The 15,140-nt window shown below is 64.6% G+C and carries 12 protein-coding genes; 8 read left to right on the top strand and 4 right to left on the bottom strand.

Annotation, left to right across the window (positions count from 1 at the left end; genetic code table 11):
- Positions 1–236 precede the first annotated feature (236 nt).
- From VCJ09_RS17390 to metR, 3 genes are all read right to left on the bottom strand, one after another.
- Positions 237–653, bottom strand: a complete 417-nt coding sequence (locus VCJ09_RS17390; RefSeq protein WP_324731354.1) for a hypothetical protein — start codon at positions 651–653, stop codon at positions 237–239.
- Positions 654–871: 218 nt separating this feature from the next.
- Positions 872–1,270 carry a hypothetical protein gene (locus tag VCJ09_RS17385; RefSeq protein ID WP_324731353.1) on the bottom strand — a complete coding sequence of 133 codons (399 nt, stop codon included), beginning with the start codon at positions 1,268–1,270 and terminating at the stop codon, positions 872–874.
- A 331-nt stretch (positions 1,271–1,601) separates the two neighbouring features.
- Positions 1,602–2,519, bottom strand: coding sequence for a transcriptional regulator MetR (gene metR, locus VCJ09_RS17380; RefSeq protein ID WP_324731352.1), 918 nt, complete (start codon positions 2,517–2,519; stop codon positions 1,602–1,604).
- Between the two features lie 198 nt (positions 2,520–2,717).
- Here metR and metE point away from each other — a divergent pair, with 198 nt between their 5' ends.
- A complete protein-coding gene (metE, locus tag VCJ09_RS17375) occupies positions 2,718–5,009 on the top strand; it encodes a 5-methyltetrahydropteroyltriglutamate--homocysteine S-methyltransferase (protein WP_324731351.1) in 2,292 nt (763 codons plus the stop codon).
- Positions 5,010–5,121: 112 nt separating this feature from the next.
- Here metE and VCJ09_RS17370 read toward each other — a convergent pair whose 3' ends face one another.
- Entirely contained in the window at positions 5,122–6,036 is a 915-nt protein-coding gene (locus tag VCJ09_RS17370; RefSeq protein WP_324731350.1) for a LysR family transcriptional regulator, read from the bottom strand.
- A 154-nt stretch (positions 6,037–6,190) separates the two neighbouring features.
- On the opposite strand from VCJ09_RS17370, the gene speB reads away from it, so the two are divergent.
- The 7 genes from speB (at position 6,191) to VCJ09_RS17335 (ending at position 15,139) form a co-directional block, all read left to right on the top strand.
- Complete coding sequence (gene speB / locus VCJ09_RS17365) at positions 6,191–7,162, top strand: agmatinase (RefSeq protein WP_324731349.1); 972 nt, start codon at positions 6,191–6,193, stop codon at positions 7,160–7,162.
- A 93-nt stretch (positions 7,163–7,255) separates the two neighbouring features.
- Complete coding sequence (locus VCJ09_RS17360; protein ID WP_324731348.1) at positions 7,256–8,764, top strand: aldehyde dehydrogenase family protein; 1,509 nt, start codon at positions 7,256–7,258, stop codon at positions 8,762–8,764.
- A 97-nt stretch (positions 8,765–8,861) separates the two neighbouring features.
- Positions 8,862–9,035, top strand: coding sequence for a hypothetical protein (locus VCJ09_RS17355; protein WP_177345213.1), 174 nt, complete (start codon positions 8,862–8,864; stop codon positions 9,033–9,035).
- Between the two features lie 3 nt (positions 9,036–9,038).
- Positions 9,039–10,520, top strand: a complete 1,482-nt coding sequence (locus tag VCJ09_RS17350; RefSeq protein ID WP_324731347.1) for a purine-cytosine permease family protein — start codon at positions 9,039–9,041, stop codon at positions 10,518–10,520.
- Positions 10,513–12,198 carry a choline dehydrogenase gene (gene betA, locus VCJ09_RS17345; RefSeq protein WP_324731346.1) on the top strand — a complete coding sequence of 562 codons (1,686 nt, stop codon included), beginning with the start codon at positions 10,513–10,515 and terminating at the stop codon, positions 12,196–12,198. Before VCJ09_RS17350 ends, betA begins: the two co-directional genes overlap by 8 nt.
- A gap of 223 nt (positions 12,199–12,421) precedes the next feature.
- The gene (gene pdxR, locus VCJ09_RS17340) at positions 12,422–13,918 is read left to right on the top strand and encodes a MocR-like pyridoxine biosynthesis transcription factor PdxR (protein ID WP_324731345.1); all 1,497 of its coding nucleotides are present in this window, start codon (positions 12,422–12,424) and stop codon (positions 13,916–13,918) included.
- Between the two features lie 147 nt (positions 13,919–14,065).
- A complete protein-coding gene (locus VCJ09_RS17335) occupies positions 14,066–15,139 on the top strand; it encodes a sugar phosphate isomerase/epimerase family protein (RefSeq protein WP_324731344.1) in 1,074 nt (357 codons plus the stop codon).
- Position 15,140: the final 1 nt, after the last annotated feature.

Genomic DNA, 15,140 nt, shown 5'->3' with positions numbered 1-15,140 from the left:
ACCCGCGCTCGATATGTTTGCAACCATTGATCCCGGCTGAAGGATCGCCGACCTTGGAGCCTACTCCCGTGCCATAGGCAACATGCTCGGGTTCCGGCCCAAGGCCGGTTGCGCCCAAAAGGGGGGCGGCAGTGAGACCATGAGCCACATCGCCGCGCCAAGGCAGAGGGTAGATCAACCCGCCAAGGCAACGCTTGCGGCGCGTGAACATGGCGGGGCTGGGCGCTACACCAGGCTTATTGGCCGTTTGGCATGGATTGGCTTTCCAGCATCTGTTCCATCATCTGCAGCATGTTCTGCATGTTCTCGTGCATATCTCGCATGCATTGCTGCTGCATGGGCGCATCTTTGGCCATAGGGCACTGGCTCTGCTGCATGCGGTTGCGCATCATGCCCATCTGCGACTGCATGGCCTGGCGATGCTCACCACGAATCTTCTGACGCTCCTGCGGAGTCTTGGCGGCGTGCATCTGCGCCATCATCTTCTGCATCTTGGACATGTCCATCATGCCCATGCCTTGTCCCATGGGCATGCTTTGCTCGTTCTGCGCCAGTGGTGCGGGATGGTGCTCCTCGGCGGCGAAAGAGGGTGTGGCCAATAGCGCGCCGGTGAGGGCGATAGCCGTCAGGGTCTTGTAGGTGAAAGTGCTCATGGTGGTTCTCCTGCTTGGTTTAATGAGTCTTGCGGGTGGTGTTCAGGGTGACTCTCTTCAGTAGTAGGGAATTGACGACCGCAGCAGCACTGCGCGCTTGGCCCCGGTGTCAGCATCTTGTCGATAGCCTGGGAGGCGCGGCCCTTGGCGCGGGCTTCCAGGTAGCAGCCGATGTGGCTGTCGCAGTAAGGCTGCGGATTTCAGCGGGGCAGAGTGCGCTATTCGTTATAGCGATGTAGGTGCTTGCGCACGGGCGTGGGCAGGCCGGGGCTGAGCCGCGGCACGGGCAGCAAGTTGCTGCACTGGCGGTTCAAGTCGCTGAGCAGGCCGGCGCTGCTGGCCAGGCCGAACAGGGCAGTGAATGCCAGGATCACCAGCAGTTGTTGGTTGAACGGGGCGTTCTGCAAGGAGCAGCCGGTATCCGCTGCTCCTTGGTCATGCTGGGAATCGCCCTGGTCGCTGTGTGCTGGGCTGAGCAAACTGAGCGAGGCTGCAGCCATCGCGCTGCTGGCCGCGGCCTGCATGTGAGAGAAGGCGCAGGCGAAAAGCAGCACGAGCCAGAGCGCCAGCAGATTCCTGGCGAACCCTCTATGGTGGCTACGCATCACTTGGATCATGAAGTTGGCTTCCGCAACTGTTTCGCGCTGTTGTGCTGATTAAAGCTCGGCGACGGCCAGGCGCTATTGATCCAGGTCATGAGCGTGGGTGGGCAAAGCCCTGGGGGCGCCGAGCGTGACGCCGGTGGCGTGCGCGGGCAGTCGGGCTATGGTCGGGATGCCGGCGGCCTACCTCTTGATGCGCCGGCGCACGCTTGGGCGAGCGCGTGAGCTGTAGCCCGGATGCAATCCGGGGAAATGGTATGTCCGTCCGGAGCCTAGCTGGCTACGGTCGTAGGGCGGGTGAAACCCGCCAGGGCAGGGGCACGTGCAAGACCCTGCGGCTGCTGGCTCAGCGCGCCACGCTGACCCCTTCCAGGTTTGCGAAGGAGGTGTCCTTGGCGGTGAGCAGGAAGTCGCGCATAAACGGCGAGTCGAGCATATCGGTGCGGATGCCGGCGTAGAGGGTGGCGAACAGGCCTTTGTCGCCCAGGCGTTTTGCTGTCACGTAGCCGCGCGAGCTGTATTCGTGCAGCGCCCAGTTGGGCAGGCCGCAGACGCCGCGGCCGCTGGCCACCAGTTGCATCATCATTACCGTCAGTTCTGAGGTGCGCACCTGGGCCGGCTCGACGTCGGCCGGTTCGAGGAAGCGGGTGAAGATGTCCAAGCGGTCGCGCTCGACCGGGTAGGTGATCAGGGTTTCCGTGGCCAGGTCTTCGGGCTGGATACAGGACTTGGCGGCCAGCGGATGCTGGTTGGCCACCGCGAGCATGGCCTCGTAGGTGAACAGCGGCACATAGGTGATGCCGGCCAGTTCCAGCGGGTCGCTGGTTACCACCAGGTCCAGGTCGCCGCGGGCCAGGGCCGGTAGCGGGGCGAAGGAGAAGCCCGAGGCCAGATCCAGCTCCACCTCCGGCCAGGCATCGCGAAACTGGTCGATGGTCGGCATCAGCCACTGGAAGCAGCTGTGGCACTCGATGGCCATATGCAGGCGCCCGGCGGTGCCACCGGCCAGGCGCGCCAGGTCGCGCTCGGCGCCGCGCAGCAGCGGCAGCACCGCATCGGTCAGTTGCAGCAAACGCAGGCCGGCACTGGTGAAACGCACCGGCTTGGTCTTGCGCACGAACAGCTGCATGCCCAGGCGCTCCTCCAGCTCCTTGAACTGATGCGACAGCGCCGACTGGGTCAGGTGCAGGCGTTCGGCGGCGTCGACCAGGCTCTCGCTTTCGCGCAGGGCGTGCAGGGTTTTCAGGTGGCGCAATTCGAGCATGGCGGCCTCGGCGGGAGGGTAGGGTGGATGTGGCTTCACCCATCCACCACAGGGGGTGTTTGCACGTGCTGGATGAAAGCAGGGTCATCCAGCCTACATGAGTAAAACTATAGATCAAGGCGAATATGTTGAGTTTGTCTCACGATGCTGGCTTACGGAGAATAGCCACCATCTTGTTTATCTATGGAGCGTTTCGACATGGCCCTGTCCCATTCCCTGGGTTTCCCGCGTATCGGCGGCGACCGTGAATTGAAGAAGGCCCTGGAGGCTCACTGGAAGGGCGAGCTGGACGAAACCGGCCTGCGCGCGGTCGGTCGCCAGCTGCGCGCCGTCCATTGGCAGCTGCAGAAGGACGCCGGAATCGACCTGCTGCCGGTCGGCGACTTTGCCTGGTACGACCAGGTGCTGACCCACTCGCTGACCTTCGGTGTGATCCCCGAGCGCTTCCGCCCGCACAGCGGCAAGCCGACCCTGGATACCCTGTTCGCCATGGCGCGGGGCGTTAGCCACAACAGCTGCTGTGGCGGTGCCCATGCTCAAGAGATGACCAAGTGGTTCGACAGCAACTACCACTACCTGGTCCCTGAATTCAGTGCCGACCAGCAGTTCCAGCTGAGCTGGGAACAACTGTTCGAGGAGGTCGACGAGGCGCACGCCCTCGGGCACAAGATCAAGCCGGTGCTGATCGGACCGCTGACCTACCTGTGGCTGGGCAAGGCCAAGGGCGACGACTTCGACCGCCTGGACCTGCTCGAGCGTCTACTGCCGCTGTACGGTGAAATCCTCCAGCGCCTGGCCAGTCAAGGTGTGGAGTGGGTGCAGATCGACGAGCCGATCCTGGCGCTCGACCTGCCGCAAGAATGGAAGAACGCCTTCGAACGTGCCTACAACCTGCTGCAGCGTGAGCCGGGCAAGAAGCTGATCGCCACCTACTTCGCCGGCCTGGAAGACAACCTCGGCCTGGCCGCCAACCTGCCGGTCGACGGCCTGCATATCGATCTGGTCCGCGCCCCCGAGCAATTCCCGAGCATTCTCGATCGCTTGCCGGCCTACAAGGTGCTGTCGCTCGGCGTGGTCAACGGGCGCAACGTCTGGCGCACCGATCTGGAAAAAGTCCTGGCCATCCTGCAACAGGCGCAGGAGCGCTTGGGTGATCGCCTATGGGTGGCGCCGAGCTGCTCGTTGCTGCACAGCCCGGTCGACCTGGACCGTGAAGACCAGCTGGATGCGGAGCTGAAAAGCTGGCTGGCCTTCGCCGTGCAGAAGTGCGAGGAAGTCGCCCTGCTGACGACTGCCCTGAATGACCCGCCGAACGCCAAAGTGCTGGCCGCGTTGGCGCAGAGCCGCGCCGTGCAGGCCAGCCGCGCGCAGTCGCCGCGTATCCACAAACCGGCGGTGCAGGCGCGTTTGGCGGCCATTACCGCGGCCGACAGCCGGCGCCAGTCGCCTTTCGTGCAGCGCATCGACCAGCAGCGCGCACGCCTGCAACTGCCGGCGCTGCCGACCACCACCATCGGCTCCTTTCCGCAGACCGCAGCGATCCGCCTGGCGCGTCAGGCGTTCAAGCAGGGCAAGCTGTCGCCCAGCGATTACACCGAGGCCATGCACCGCGAAATCCGCCATGCCGTCGCGGTGCAGGAACACCTCGGTCTGGACGTGCTGGTGCACGGCGAGGCCGAGCGCAATGACATGGTCGAGTACTTCGCCGAGCAGCTCGACGGCTATGCCTTCAGCCGTTTCGGCTGGGTGCAGAGCTACGGCTCGCGCTGCGTCAAGCCGGCAGTGATCTATGGCGACCTGAGTCGTCCGCGCCCGATGACGGTGGAGTGGACTCGCTACGCCCAGAGCCTCACCAGCAAGGTGATGAAGGGCATGCTGACGGGCCCGGTGACCATGCTGATGTGGTCCTTTCCGCGGGACGACATTTCCCGCGAGCAGCAGGCGCGGCAACTGGCGTTGGCGATTCGTGACGAAGTGGTGGACCTGGAAGCGGCCGGGATCAAGATCGTGCAGATCGACGAGGCGGCGTTCCGCGAAGGCTTGCCGCTACGCCGGGCGCAGTGGCAGGACTACCTGGACTGGGCCACCGAGGCCTTCCGCCTGGCTGCCTGCGGCGTGCGCGACGAAACGCAGATCCACACCCACATGTGCTACAGCGAGTTCAACGACGTGATCGAGTCGATCGCCGCCATGGACGCCGACGTGATCACCATCGAAACCTCGCGCTCGGGTATGGAGTTGTTGCAGGCCTTCGAGGCCTTCGATTACCCCAACGATATTGGCCCCGGGGTCTATGACATCCACTCGCCGCGGGTGCCGGACAGCGCCGAGATGCTCAAGCTGCTGCGCAAGGCGGCGCAGCGCATCCCCGCCGAGCGCCTGTGGGTCAACCCGGACTGCGGCCTGAAGACCCGCGCCTGGGCGGAAACCGAAGCGGCGCTGGTGAATATGGTGGCGGCGGCACGGCAGCTGCGTGGCGAGCTGGCCTAGCGGCCTGCGGCCTGGCAGCAAGCACAAGGCGACCCACGGGTCGCCTTTTTTCTGCTCAAACCATGCCCGGATCAGCTGGGCGCCGGACGAGACGCAGCGGTTGCTGCGGTTTTCAAGCGTGATTGGCGGTGGGTGAGCAGGTCGCCAGGTCTTCGAGGAAGGCGCGCAGGATCGGCGGCGGGGCCATGCCGCGCCGGGTGATCACGTCGAATGGTGACATCAGCTGCAGTTGGCTTGCCGCCAGTTGGCGCATGTCGCCGCTCTTGACCCATTGCGCGGTGAAGTGCACCGGCAGGAAACCGAGGTAAGCACCGGAGATGATCAGGATGGCCAGGGCCTCGATGTTGTCCACCGTCGCCGCCGCCTTGCTCACGCCCAGTTGCTCGAGGTCATAGTGCTGCATGTAGCCGCGGGCGACGATGCGGCTGGCGCGGATTTCCTCGAGCAGCTTGGCGCCTTCGGCCTGGCTGGCGAAGAGCGGGTGGCGGCGACCGCAATACAGCCCCAGCGCCTCCTGGTAGAGCGCCGAGTACGACAGCCCGGGCACATGGATGGGGAAGTGCCCCACCGCCAGGTGCAGGCGACCGTCGAGCACACGCTCCTCCAGTTCCGCCGGCGAGCCGATATAGACGTTGAGATGCACGTCATGCCCGCGGGAGACGAAGCGCTGGGTGGTGCGCGGCAGCGGCGAGTCGGGATCGGTGATGGTGGTGTCGATGATGCCCAGGTTGAGCTGGCCGCTGATGTGCTGCTTGAGCACGTCGGCATCCAGGCAGAAATTCTCCACCGCCCCTAGTAGGCGCAGGGTCGCCTCGTGGACCGCCACGCCTTGTTCGGTCAGGTGAAAACCGCTGCGCCCGCGCTGGCAGAGCTTGACCCCGAGCCGGGTTTCCAGATGGCTCATCTGTTCGCTGATGGTCGACTGGCCAGCATTGAGCGCCGCCTGGGCCGCGGAAAAGCCGCCGCATTTGACGATGGTGGCGAAGACCCTGAGCAGTTTCAGGTCGACATCATGCAGTTGGATCACCCAAACCTCCGGTATCGCGATACATCGGGAACACCGATATGAGTATCTGATGTTCAGGATTTTTTCCAGAAAAAACTGCGCCCATAGTCACTCCAACGGCGAATGCCTAGTCGCTTCGCCACTCACTAATAACAAGAGTTGGAGACGCCTGAACATGTCGAGTAACAGTTACGAGTCCGGTCGCCTGAACCTGCCGTTCGTGGGCCATTGCACCTTTGCCAAGTCGCCGGTCTGCACCGACTGGGAGGCCATCGACGCGGATGTCGCGGTTCTCGGCGCCCCGAATGACATGGGCACCCAGTGGCGGCCCGGCGCGCGCTTCGGCCCGCGTGGGATTCGCGAGGCATCGACGCTGTTTTCCTTCGGCCATGCCGGCGCTTACGACCATGAGGACGACGTGCTCTACCTGGCCGCGCAGGACGTGCGCATGGTCGATGTGGGGGATGCCGACATCGTCCACACCGACATGCACAAGAGCAACGCCAATATCGAATTCGCCGTACGCAAGATTCTCCAGGCCGGGGCGATGCCGGTGGTGCTGGGTGGCGACCATTCGATCCATGCGCCGGTGATCAAGGCCTACGAAGGGCACGGGCCGATCCACATCATCCACTTCGACGCGCACCTGGATTTTGTCGATGAGCGCCACGGCGTGCGTTATGGCCACGGCAACCCATTGCGGCGCGCCTCGGAAATGGACCACATCGTCGGCATGACCCAGCTGGGCATCCGCAACGTGTCCTCGTCCAACCGCGATGACTACGATGCGGCGCGGGATGCCGGCTCGCAGATCCTCTCGGTACGCGATGTGCGGCGCCTCGGCTGCGAGGGCGTGCTGGAGCTGATCCCGCAGGGCATCGACTACTACATCACCATCGACATCGACGGCTTCGACCCGTCCATCGCGCCCGGCACCGGCACGCCCAGCCATGGCGGTTTCCTCTACTACGAGGTGCTGGAAATCATCCAGGCACTGGCCAAGCGCAGCCAGGGCAAGATCGTCGGCATGGACCTGGTCGAGGTCGCACCGGCCTACGATCCGGCCGGGGTCACCTCGATTCTGGCCGCGCAACTGCTGTTGAACAGCATCGGTTTCATCTTCCACGAGCGCGCCCGCGCGCGCTAACGCCTGCAACAATCCCCGTGCCCGGCGCGGGCACGGGGATCATCGAACAATGAGTGGCGCCCCTGCCTGCAGGCGGCGCCCGAGGAAATTACAGTGGACATCAAGGTCAAACAGTATCTGCAGCAATTCGGCGTCAGCGAAGCCACCCAGCGCTTCCTCAGCAAACCGCACAAGCTGTTTATCGGCGGGGCCTGGCTGGATGCCGCCGATGGCGGCAGCGCCGAGGTGATCGAGCCTGCCACCGAGGGCGTGCTCGGGCGCATCCCGATGGGCACCGCAGCTGATCTCGACCGCGCCGTGCAGGCTGCCCGCGCGCAGTTCGATGGCGGCGCCTGGCGCCTGCTCAAGCCGCTGGAGCGTGAGCGTTTGCTGCATCGTCTGGCCGACCTGATCGAAACCAATGCCGACGAGCTGGCCGAGATCGAATCGATCGACGTGGGCAAGTCGGTGGCCCAGGCGCGCGCCGTGGACATCCAGGGCACCATCGACACCTTCCGCTACTTCGCCGGCTGGGCCAGCAAGATCCACGGGCGTACCGTCGAGCCGTCGCTGCCCGGCAACTACCTGGCCTATACGCGCAAGGAGCCGGTGGGCGTGGTCGGGGTCATAGTGCCGTGGAACTTCCCGCTGCAGACCATGGCCTGGAAGCTCGGCGCGGCCCTGGCGGTTGGCTGCACCGTGGTGGTCAAGCCGGCCGAGCTGACCTCGCTGTCGGCCCTGCGCTTCGCCGAGCTGGTGCAGCAAGCCGGCATCCCCGATGGCGTGGTCAACATCGTCAGCGGGCGCGGCAGCGTGGTCGGCGCGGCCATGGCCAGCCATCCGGGCATCGACAAGCTCAGCTTCACCGGCTCGACCCCGGTCGGTTGCAGCGTGGGCAAGGCGGCCCTGGATCAGATGAAGCGCCTGACCCTGGAATTGGGCGGCAAGTCGCCGGTGATCGTCTTCGCCGATGTCGACCTCAAGGCGGCCGCGCAGGCGGTAGCCAACGGCGTATTCTTCAACTCTGGGCAGGTGTGCGATGCCGGTACCCGTGCCTACATTCATCGCAGCATCTACGCCGAGTTTCTGGGCGAACTGGCCGCCTACACCGCCAGTCTGAAAATGGCGCCGGGCCTCGATCCCGATTGCTTCATCAGCCCGCTGGTGTCGCGCCAGCAGCAGGAACGGGTGCTCGGCTATATCGAGGCCGGCAAGGCCGAGGGCGCCGAGGTCTATTACGGCGGCGAGGCCGTCGAGGGGCCTGGTTACTTCGTCCAACCGACCATCTTCGCCAACTGCCGCAACGACATGCGCATCGTCCAGGAGGAAATCTTCGGCCCGGTGCTGGTGACGGCGCCGTTCGATGACGAAGAGGAGGCGCTGGCGCTGGCCAACGATTCACCGTTTGGCCTGGCCGCCGCGCTCTACTGCAACGACCTCGGTCGCGTACACAGCCTGATTCCGCGGCTGCGCGCCGGCTCGGTGTATGTCAATGCGCACAGCACCATCGACCCGTGCATGCCCTTCGGCGGCTACAAGCAGTCGGGCTATGGCAAGGACCTCGGTGCCGAACAGCTCGATTACCTGCTGGAGACCAAGGCGGTGTGGATCACCCTGCCCTGAGATGCAGGGCAGGCCCTAACCATCAGTCGTTACAAACGTCGGTATGCCGGATACATCGCGTCGCTCATAACAACAAATCAGACGAGGTTATGCCCAGATGAACAGTCAAGCCGAAAGTGTACGTGCGCAGGACCTGGAAAGACGCATCCGCGTCTATGAGGAGATGGAGCAAGCCAATAACTGGCCGGGGGCGCTGAGCGCCATCGACTACCTCGCAATCACCCTGATGACGCTGGTACTGGTCACCGGCTTCTACCTCTGGGGGTACTGAGCCATGGCCACGTCAAAACCCGTCGATATCAGCCTCGAAGCCGAACGCGGCGATACGCCGCTACTGCCCACAGAACGCATGTGGGGCTTCTGGGAGTTCACCTACGCCAACTCGGCCCTGGCCATCGCCACCTGGGCCTTCCTCATCGGTGGCGCCACCGCGCTGTTCGTCGGCGTCACCGAAGGCATCGCCGCCATCGTCATCGGCAACATCCTCGGCGTGCTGCTGGCGACCTTCGCCACCTGCGTGCCGTGCGGCAAGTACGGCACCGAGCAGTTCACCTTCCTGCGCAGCATGTTTGGCAGCAACGGCAGCCGTCTGGTCTATGTGCTGGCAGTGGTGTTCCTGACCATGGGTTGGCTGGCGGTTCTGGGCCTGATGTTCGGCCGCTCGATTGACGGCCTGACCGGCCTGCTGAGCGAGCATCAGACCGAGCCGACCGGGCTGCTGGTGCTGCTCTCGGGTTTCTTCGCGATAATCCTGGCCGGCTTCGTGGTCGCCAGGGGCCCCACCTCGATCAAGGTGTTCAACACCATAGTCGCCCCGGCGCTGGTGCTGATCATGGGCGCGATGCTCTACCTGATCCTCAGCGAACGTAGCGTCGCCGAACTGCTGGCCCTGCCGGCCCTGGACGCGCCCTTCGCCGACAAACGGGTCAACTTCATGATCGCGGTGGAGGTGAACATGGCGGCGGGCCTGTCCTGGTGGCCCTATATCGGCAACCTGGCGCGCCTGAGCAAGAACCAGCGCAGCGCGTTCTGGCCGAACATCATCGGCATCTTCGGCGCCGCGGTGCTCGGCGAGGTGGTCGGCCTGCTGGCGTCCGCCGCCCTGGGCGACAGCGACCCGACCATCTGGATGACCCATATCGGTGGCCTGGCGTTCGGCGTCATCGCCTTGGGCTTCGTCGCCTTCGCCAACGTCACCAGCATGATCAACATCCTCTACACCTCGATCGTCGGCCTGCGCCAACTGGCCGGCCAGAAGCTCAGGGAGATGCGGTGGGAGCTGCTGGTGGCGCTGTTCTGCGTGGCGCCGGCGATCATCGTCTTCGTCGCCCCGGGAATCTACGACGGCTTCTTCATCTTCCTGGTATGGACCTCGGCGCTGAACAGCGCGCTGGCCGGCATCGGCATCGCCGATTACTACTTCCTGCGCCGGCAGCGGATGAACCTACGGCACATTTATGCGCCCGAGGAGCAGTCGCCGTACCGCTACTGGAAGGGCTTCAATCCGATTGCGCTGCTGGCGCTGGTAGTCGGCGTCGGCGTCTACGTGCTGCTGTTCAACCCGCAGACCCTGGCCAATACCTCGTTGTTCAGCTTCATCTCCGCCTCGCTGCCGTCCTGCCTGCTGGCCGGGGTGGTGCATTACGGGCTGACCCGCGCATTCGCCGCGCGACTGGGCTGGGGCGCCTATGCGCCACGCGGCAGCGTCAAGCCCACTTCCCTGAATCTCAATACACAGGGCTTGAGCAATGATTAAGCGATACGACTACATCATCATCGGCGCCGGTTCGGCCGGCTGCGTGCTGGCCAACCGCCTGAGCGAGGATGCCGACACCTCGGTGCTGGTCCTGGAATTCGGCGGCAGCGACCGCAGCGTGCTGATCCAGATGCCCAGCGCCTTCTCGATCCCGATGAATACCAAGAAGTACAACTGGCGTTATGAGACCGAGCCGGAGCCCGGTCTCGACGGCCGGCGTGTGCATTGCCCGCGGGGCAAGGTGCTCGGCGGCTCATCGTCGATCAACGGCCTGGTGTACATCCGTGGCCACGCCTACGACTTCGATGAATGGGAACAGCTCGGCGCGCACGGCTGGGGCTATCGCAACTGCCTGCCGTACTTTCGCCGCGCCGAGCATTACGAGGCCGGCGGCGACGCCTACCGCGGCGATAGCGGGCCGTTGCACACCAACAACGGCAACCATATGCAGAATCCCTTGTACGGCGCCTGGGTCGAGGCCGGCGCTGAGGCCGGCTACATCAAGACCGCCGACTGCAACGGCTACATGCAGGAAGGCTTCGGCGCCATGCACATGACGGTCAAGAACGGCGTGCGCTGCTCTACCGCCAACGCCTACCTGCGCCCGGCCATGGATCGGCCTAACCTGACCGTGGTGACCCAGGCCATGACCCGACGGATCATCCTCGACGGCAAGCGCGCGGTGGGCATCGAATACGACCACGGCGGGCGCACCCAGCAGGTCTTCTGCAACCGCGAGATCCTCCTGGCAGGCGGGCCGATCGGCTCGCCGCATCTGCTGCAGCGCTCCGGCATCGGCCCGGCGGCGGTACTCAATCAGGCCGGGGTGGCGCTGCAGCACGAGCTGCCCGGGGTCGGCGAGAACCTGCAGGATCACGCGGAGGTCTACATCCAGTTCGGTTGCAAGCAACCGCTGACCCTCAACAGCAAGATGGACCCGCTGAGCAAGCTGCTGATCGGCCTGCGCTGGCTGCTGTTCAAGGACGGTCTGGGCGCCACCAACCACTTCGAGGCCGGCGGTTTCATCCGCTCCGAGGAGGGGCTGCGCTGGCCGGACATCCAGTTCCACTTCCTCCCGGCGGCGATGCGCTACGACGGCAAGAAGCCGATCAAGGGCCACGGCTTCATGGTGCTCACCGGGCCGAACAAACCCAAGAGTCGCGGCCATGTGCGGCTACGTTCGGCCGACCCCTACGAGCATCCGCGTATCCAGTTCAACTACCTGGAGCGCGAGGAAGATCGCGCGGGCTTTCGCCGCTGCGTGCGCCTGACCCGCGAGATCATCGGCCAGCCGGCGATGGACGCCTTCCGCGACGGCGAGATAGCGCCGGGGCCATCCGTGCAGAGCGACGCGGAGATCGACGCCTTCGTCCGTGAAAACCTGGAGAGCACCTACCACCCCTGCGGCACCTGCCGCATGGGCGAGGACGAACTGGCGGTGGTCGACTCTGAGTTGCGCGTGCGCGGCCTCGAGGGGCTGCGGGTGATCGACTCCTCGGTGTTCCCCACCGAACCGAACGGCAACCTCAACGCGCCGACCATCATGCTCGCCGAGCGGGCGTCCGATCTGCTGCGCGGGCGCGGCATGCTACCGGCTGCGGATGTGGAGGTCGGTCTGGCCGAGAACTGGCAAACCCAGCAGCGCACGAAAGCGCCGGCGCGGGATGTCCGGGTCTAACCGGAGGCAGCCCCCACCGCAGTGGAGACGCGGACAAGGTCGCGCGGTTGCGGTGGAGGAGGAGGCTCATCGTTGAATCCCCAGGGGCTTCATTTTGCTAACATTTGCGGCTTGCATAGCGCCTGTGGCCACCCTGATGGATCAGCCATTCAGGTGAATCTCGGCGGTGAGCACCGCTAGATACGGCCGTACAGGCCAATCGCCCATGAGAGGCCGGTAACCGATGAAAGCTCCCGGTGGCATGCTGCTGGCGAGTGTCGAGCTCAATCGCACGGGCTCGGTGCCGCTGTATCGCCAGTTGTACCTGCAGATACGCCAGCAGATCCTCGCCGGCCACCTGCATGGCGGTATGCGTCTGCCGTCGACGCGCACCCTGTGCAGCGAGCTGGGCTTGTCGCGGATCACTATTCTCAATGCCTTCGACCAGCTGACCGCGGAAGGCTTCCTGGAATCGCGCACCGGTGCCGGCACCTATGTCTGCGCCGAGTGGGAAGGCCGTGCCGCGGCTGCCGACGAGCCACGCAAGGCGCCGCGCCTGTCCAGTCTCAGTCAGTCGCTGCTGTCCATGCGCAGCGACCATTTCAGCGGGATCAACTACACGGCCTGGAACCCGGATTGTCCGACTTCGTTCCTGCCCAGCCACGCCGCCTACGACGCTTTTCCATTGGCGCTATGGAAGCGCCTGCTGAGTCGCCACCTGCGCCAGCCGACCAAGGCCATGCTCAGCTATGGCGAATTGATGGGCCAGCAGGCGCTGCGCGAGGCGATTGCCGGCTACGTGTATGACGCGCGCGGCATCGACTGCAGCGCGCAACAGGTGGTGATAGTGTCGGGCGCCCAGCAGGCCTTCAACCTGTTGAGCATGCTCTTGCTCGACCCGCAGGACAGCGTGTGGATGGAGGATCCGGGGCATATCGCTGCGCGCATCACCTTCCAGGCCCAGGGCTGCCGGGTCGTGCCCCTGCGTATCGACGAGGAGGGCATGGACGTGCAGCAAGGGCTGCGCGAGTGCCCAAAGGCCCGCCTGGCCTTCACCACGCCCGCGCGCCAGCACCCGCTCGGTACCACCATGAGCTATGCGCGGCGACTCGAACTGATCGAGTGGGCCGGGCGTGAGTCGGGCTGGATCATCGAGGACGATTGCGACAGCGAGTACCGCTACCAGGGGAGGGCGCAACCGGCGCTCTACGCCATGGATCAGCGGGCGCGGGTGCTTCACGTCGGCACCTTCAGCAAGGTGCTGTTCCCCTCGCTGCGCCTGGGTTACGTGATTCTTCCCGAGGCGCTGGTCGAGCCGTTCTGCGCCATGCGTGCGGTGATGGATCGCAGTCCCGCCACGCTGTTGCAGGCGGTCACCGCCGACTTCATGCGTGAAGGCTATTTTCTCGGTCACATCCGGCGTATGCGCACCCTCTACCAGGCCCGCCAGGACTGCCTGCTGGAGAAGCTGCAGCAACGCTTGGGCGGTTTTATCGAGGTCAAACCGGTGGCCGCCGGGATGCACGTGATCGGCTGGCTGGCGCCCGAACTGGATGACGCCGCCGTCGCCAGCGGGCTGTCCAGCCAGCAGATCTATACCTATGCCTTGAGCGACTATTGCATCCAGCGTTACCTGCCGCCCGGGCTGCTGATCGGGTTTGCCGGTACGCCCGAGGATCAGGCCGAAGCTAAGGTCGCGGCCCTGGCCCAAGCCCTGAGGGCTATGGGGCACCGGGTTTGACGCCGGTACCACTGGTTAGCGTGGAGTCGTTGCCCGCAGCAGAAAGTGGTCATAACAAATAGGCGATAGTGGCTATATGGAGAGTTTCATTCCCGCGCGATAAAGGCACCACCGGCCAGCCCGGTGCCTACCCTAGGAATGACTCGAATGAACGCTATCCAAGCACGCTTCAACGCCCTGCTGAGCCACAAGGCCAGCGGCCACAGCCCACCCCCGCTACTCACCCCGGCAGTGGCCGGTAAACTGCTCGAGCGACTGAACCAGCTGCGTCTGTTCGCCCATGCCTATCCGCTCTTGAGCAATCTCACCCAGGGTTGCCTCAAACCGTCCGACCTACTCGATTTCGCCTACGCCCATGAGCTCCAGGGCGTGAGCCTGCACCTGCTCGACGGCGAGGAAAACAGCCTGGGCAGGATGAACCGGGAGCAGCTCCTGGCATTTTCCGCCAAGGCCGAACGCTTGGGCCTCGACCTGCATCTGGAGATCAGCAGCACGCGCAAGGAGGACGTGGATCAGGTGGTGGCCATCGCCAGAGCCCTGGGTGTACGCAATATCCGCGTCTATTCGCGCTACGAGGGGCATCTCTCGCGGGTGATGGATCTGATCGAAACCGACCTGCATTACCTGGCCAAACTGGCGGATCAGCACGATCTGTTCTTCGACTTCGAGCAGCACGAGGAGCTCAAGAGTGGCGAGATCGCCCAATTCCTCGAACGCCTGAAGCACCCGCGCCTGCATGCCCTGTTCGACTTCGGCAACATGATCAACGCCTGCGAGCGGCCCCTCGCGGCCCTGCAGACCCTGGCCCCGCACATCCGTCAGGTGCACCTGAAGGGGGTGCGCATCGTGCCCGAACAGAACGGTTTCGGCCATTACGGTGTACTGCAGGGCAGCGCCGAGGACGATCTGCCTGGCCCGCGGATGCTCTACGAACTGCTGATGCTGGGTGAGCAGGCACCGCAGGTCATCGCCTTCATCCTCGAGCAGGAAAATCACTACGTCGCCCCAGCCTTCCGCCAGTCGGACGAGGCGCCAGACCCCTTTATTGCCTACCGCGAGATGAGCGAGACGGCCCTGCCGCCCGGCTACACGGCGCAGCGGATGGCCGCAGATGAACGGCGTTGGGCGAACAATCAGATCCGTTACGTGCGCGGTCTGCTCGGCGAACTCAGGGTGCTGTGCGAACTGACCCTGGCAGACACGCCGCTTGCCTGCGCCTGAA

This window comes from Pseudomonas paeninsulae (genome assembly GCF_035621475.1).
GTDB lineage: Bacteria > Pseudomonadota > Gammaproteobacteria > Pseudomonadales > Pseudomonadaceae > Aquipseudomonas > Aquipseudomonas paeninsulae.
Note: the sequence above shows the minus strand (reverse complement) of the source record. Positions and strands in the feature narration are given on the sequence as shown.

What these genes read in the sequence shown, in the direction of transcription:
- speB (WP_324731349.1), top strand. Translation starts at nt 6,191, where the DNA reads ATGTCGAGTAACAGTTACGAGTCCGGTCGCCTGAACCTGCCGTTCGTG.
- metR (WP_324731352.1), bottom strand. Translation starts at nt 2,519, where the DNA reads ATGCTCGAATTGCGCCACCTGAAAACCCTGCACGCCCTGCGCGAAAGC.
- VCJ09_RS17350 (WP_324731347.1), top strand. Translation starts at nt 9,039, where the DNA reads ATGGCCACGTCAAAACCCGTCGATATCAGCCTCGAAGCCGAACGCGGC.
- VCJ09_RS17385 (WP_324731353.1), bottom strand. Translation starts at nt 1,270, where the DNA reads ATGATCCAAGTGATGCGTAGCCACCATAGAGGGTTCGCCAGGAATCTG.
- VCJ09_RS17355 (WP_177345213.1), top strand. Translation starts at nt 8,862, where the DNA reads ATGAACAGTCAAGCCGAAAGTGTACGTGCGCAGGACCTGGAAAGACGC.
- VCJ09_RS17335 (WP_324731344.1), top strand. Translation starts at nt 14,066, where the DNA reads ATGAACGCTATCCAAGCACGCTTCAACGCCCTGCTGAGCCACAAGGCC.
- metE (WP_324731351.1), top strand. Translation starts at nt 2,718, where the DNA reads ATGGCCCTGTCCCATTCCCTGGGTTTCCCGCGTATCGGCGGCGACCGT.
- VCJ09_RS17390 (WP_324731354.1), bottom strand. Translation starts at nt 653, where the DNA reads ATGAGCACTTTCACCTACAAGACCCTGACGGCTATCGCCCTCACCGGC.
- pdxR (WP_324731345.1), top strand. Translation starts at nt 12,422, where the DNA reads ATGAAAGCTCCCGGTGGCATGCTGCTGGCGAGTGTCGAGCTCAATCGC.
- betA (WP_324731346.1), top strand. Translation starts at nt 10,513, where the DNA reads ATGATTAAGCGATACGACTACATCATCATCGGCGCCGGTTCGGCCGGC.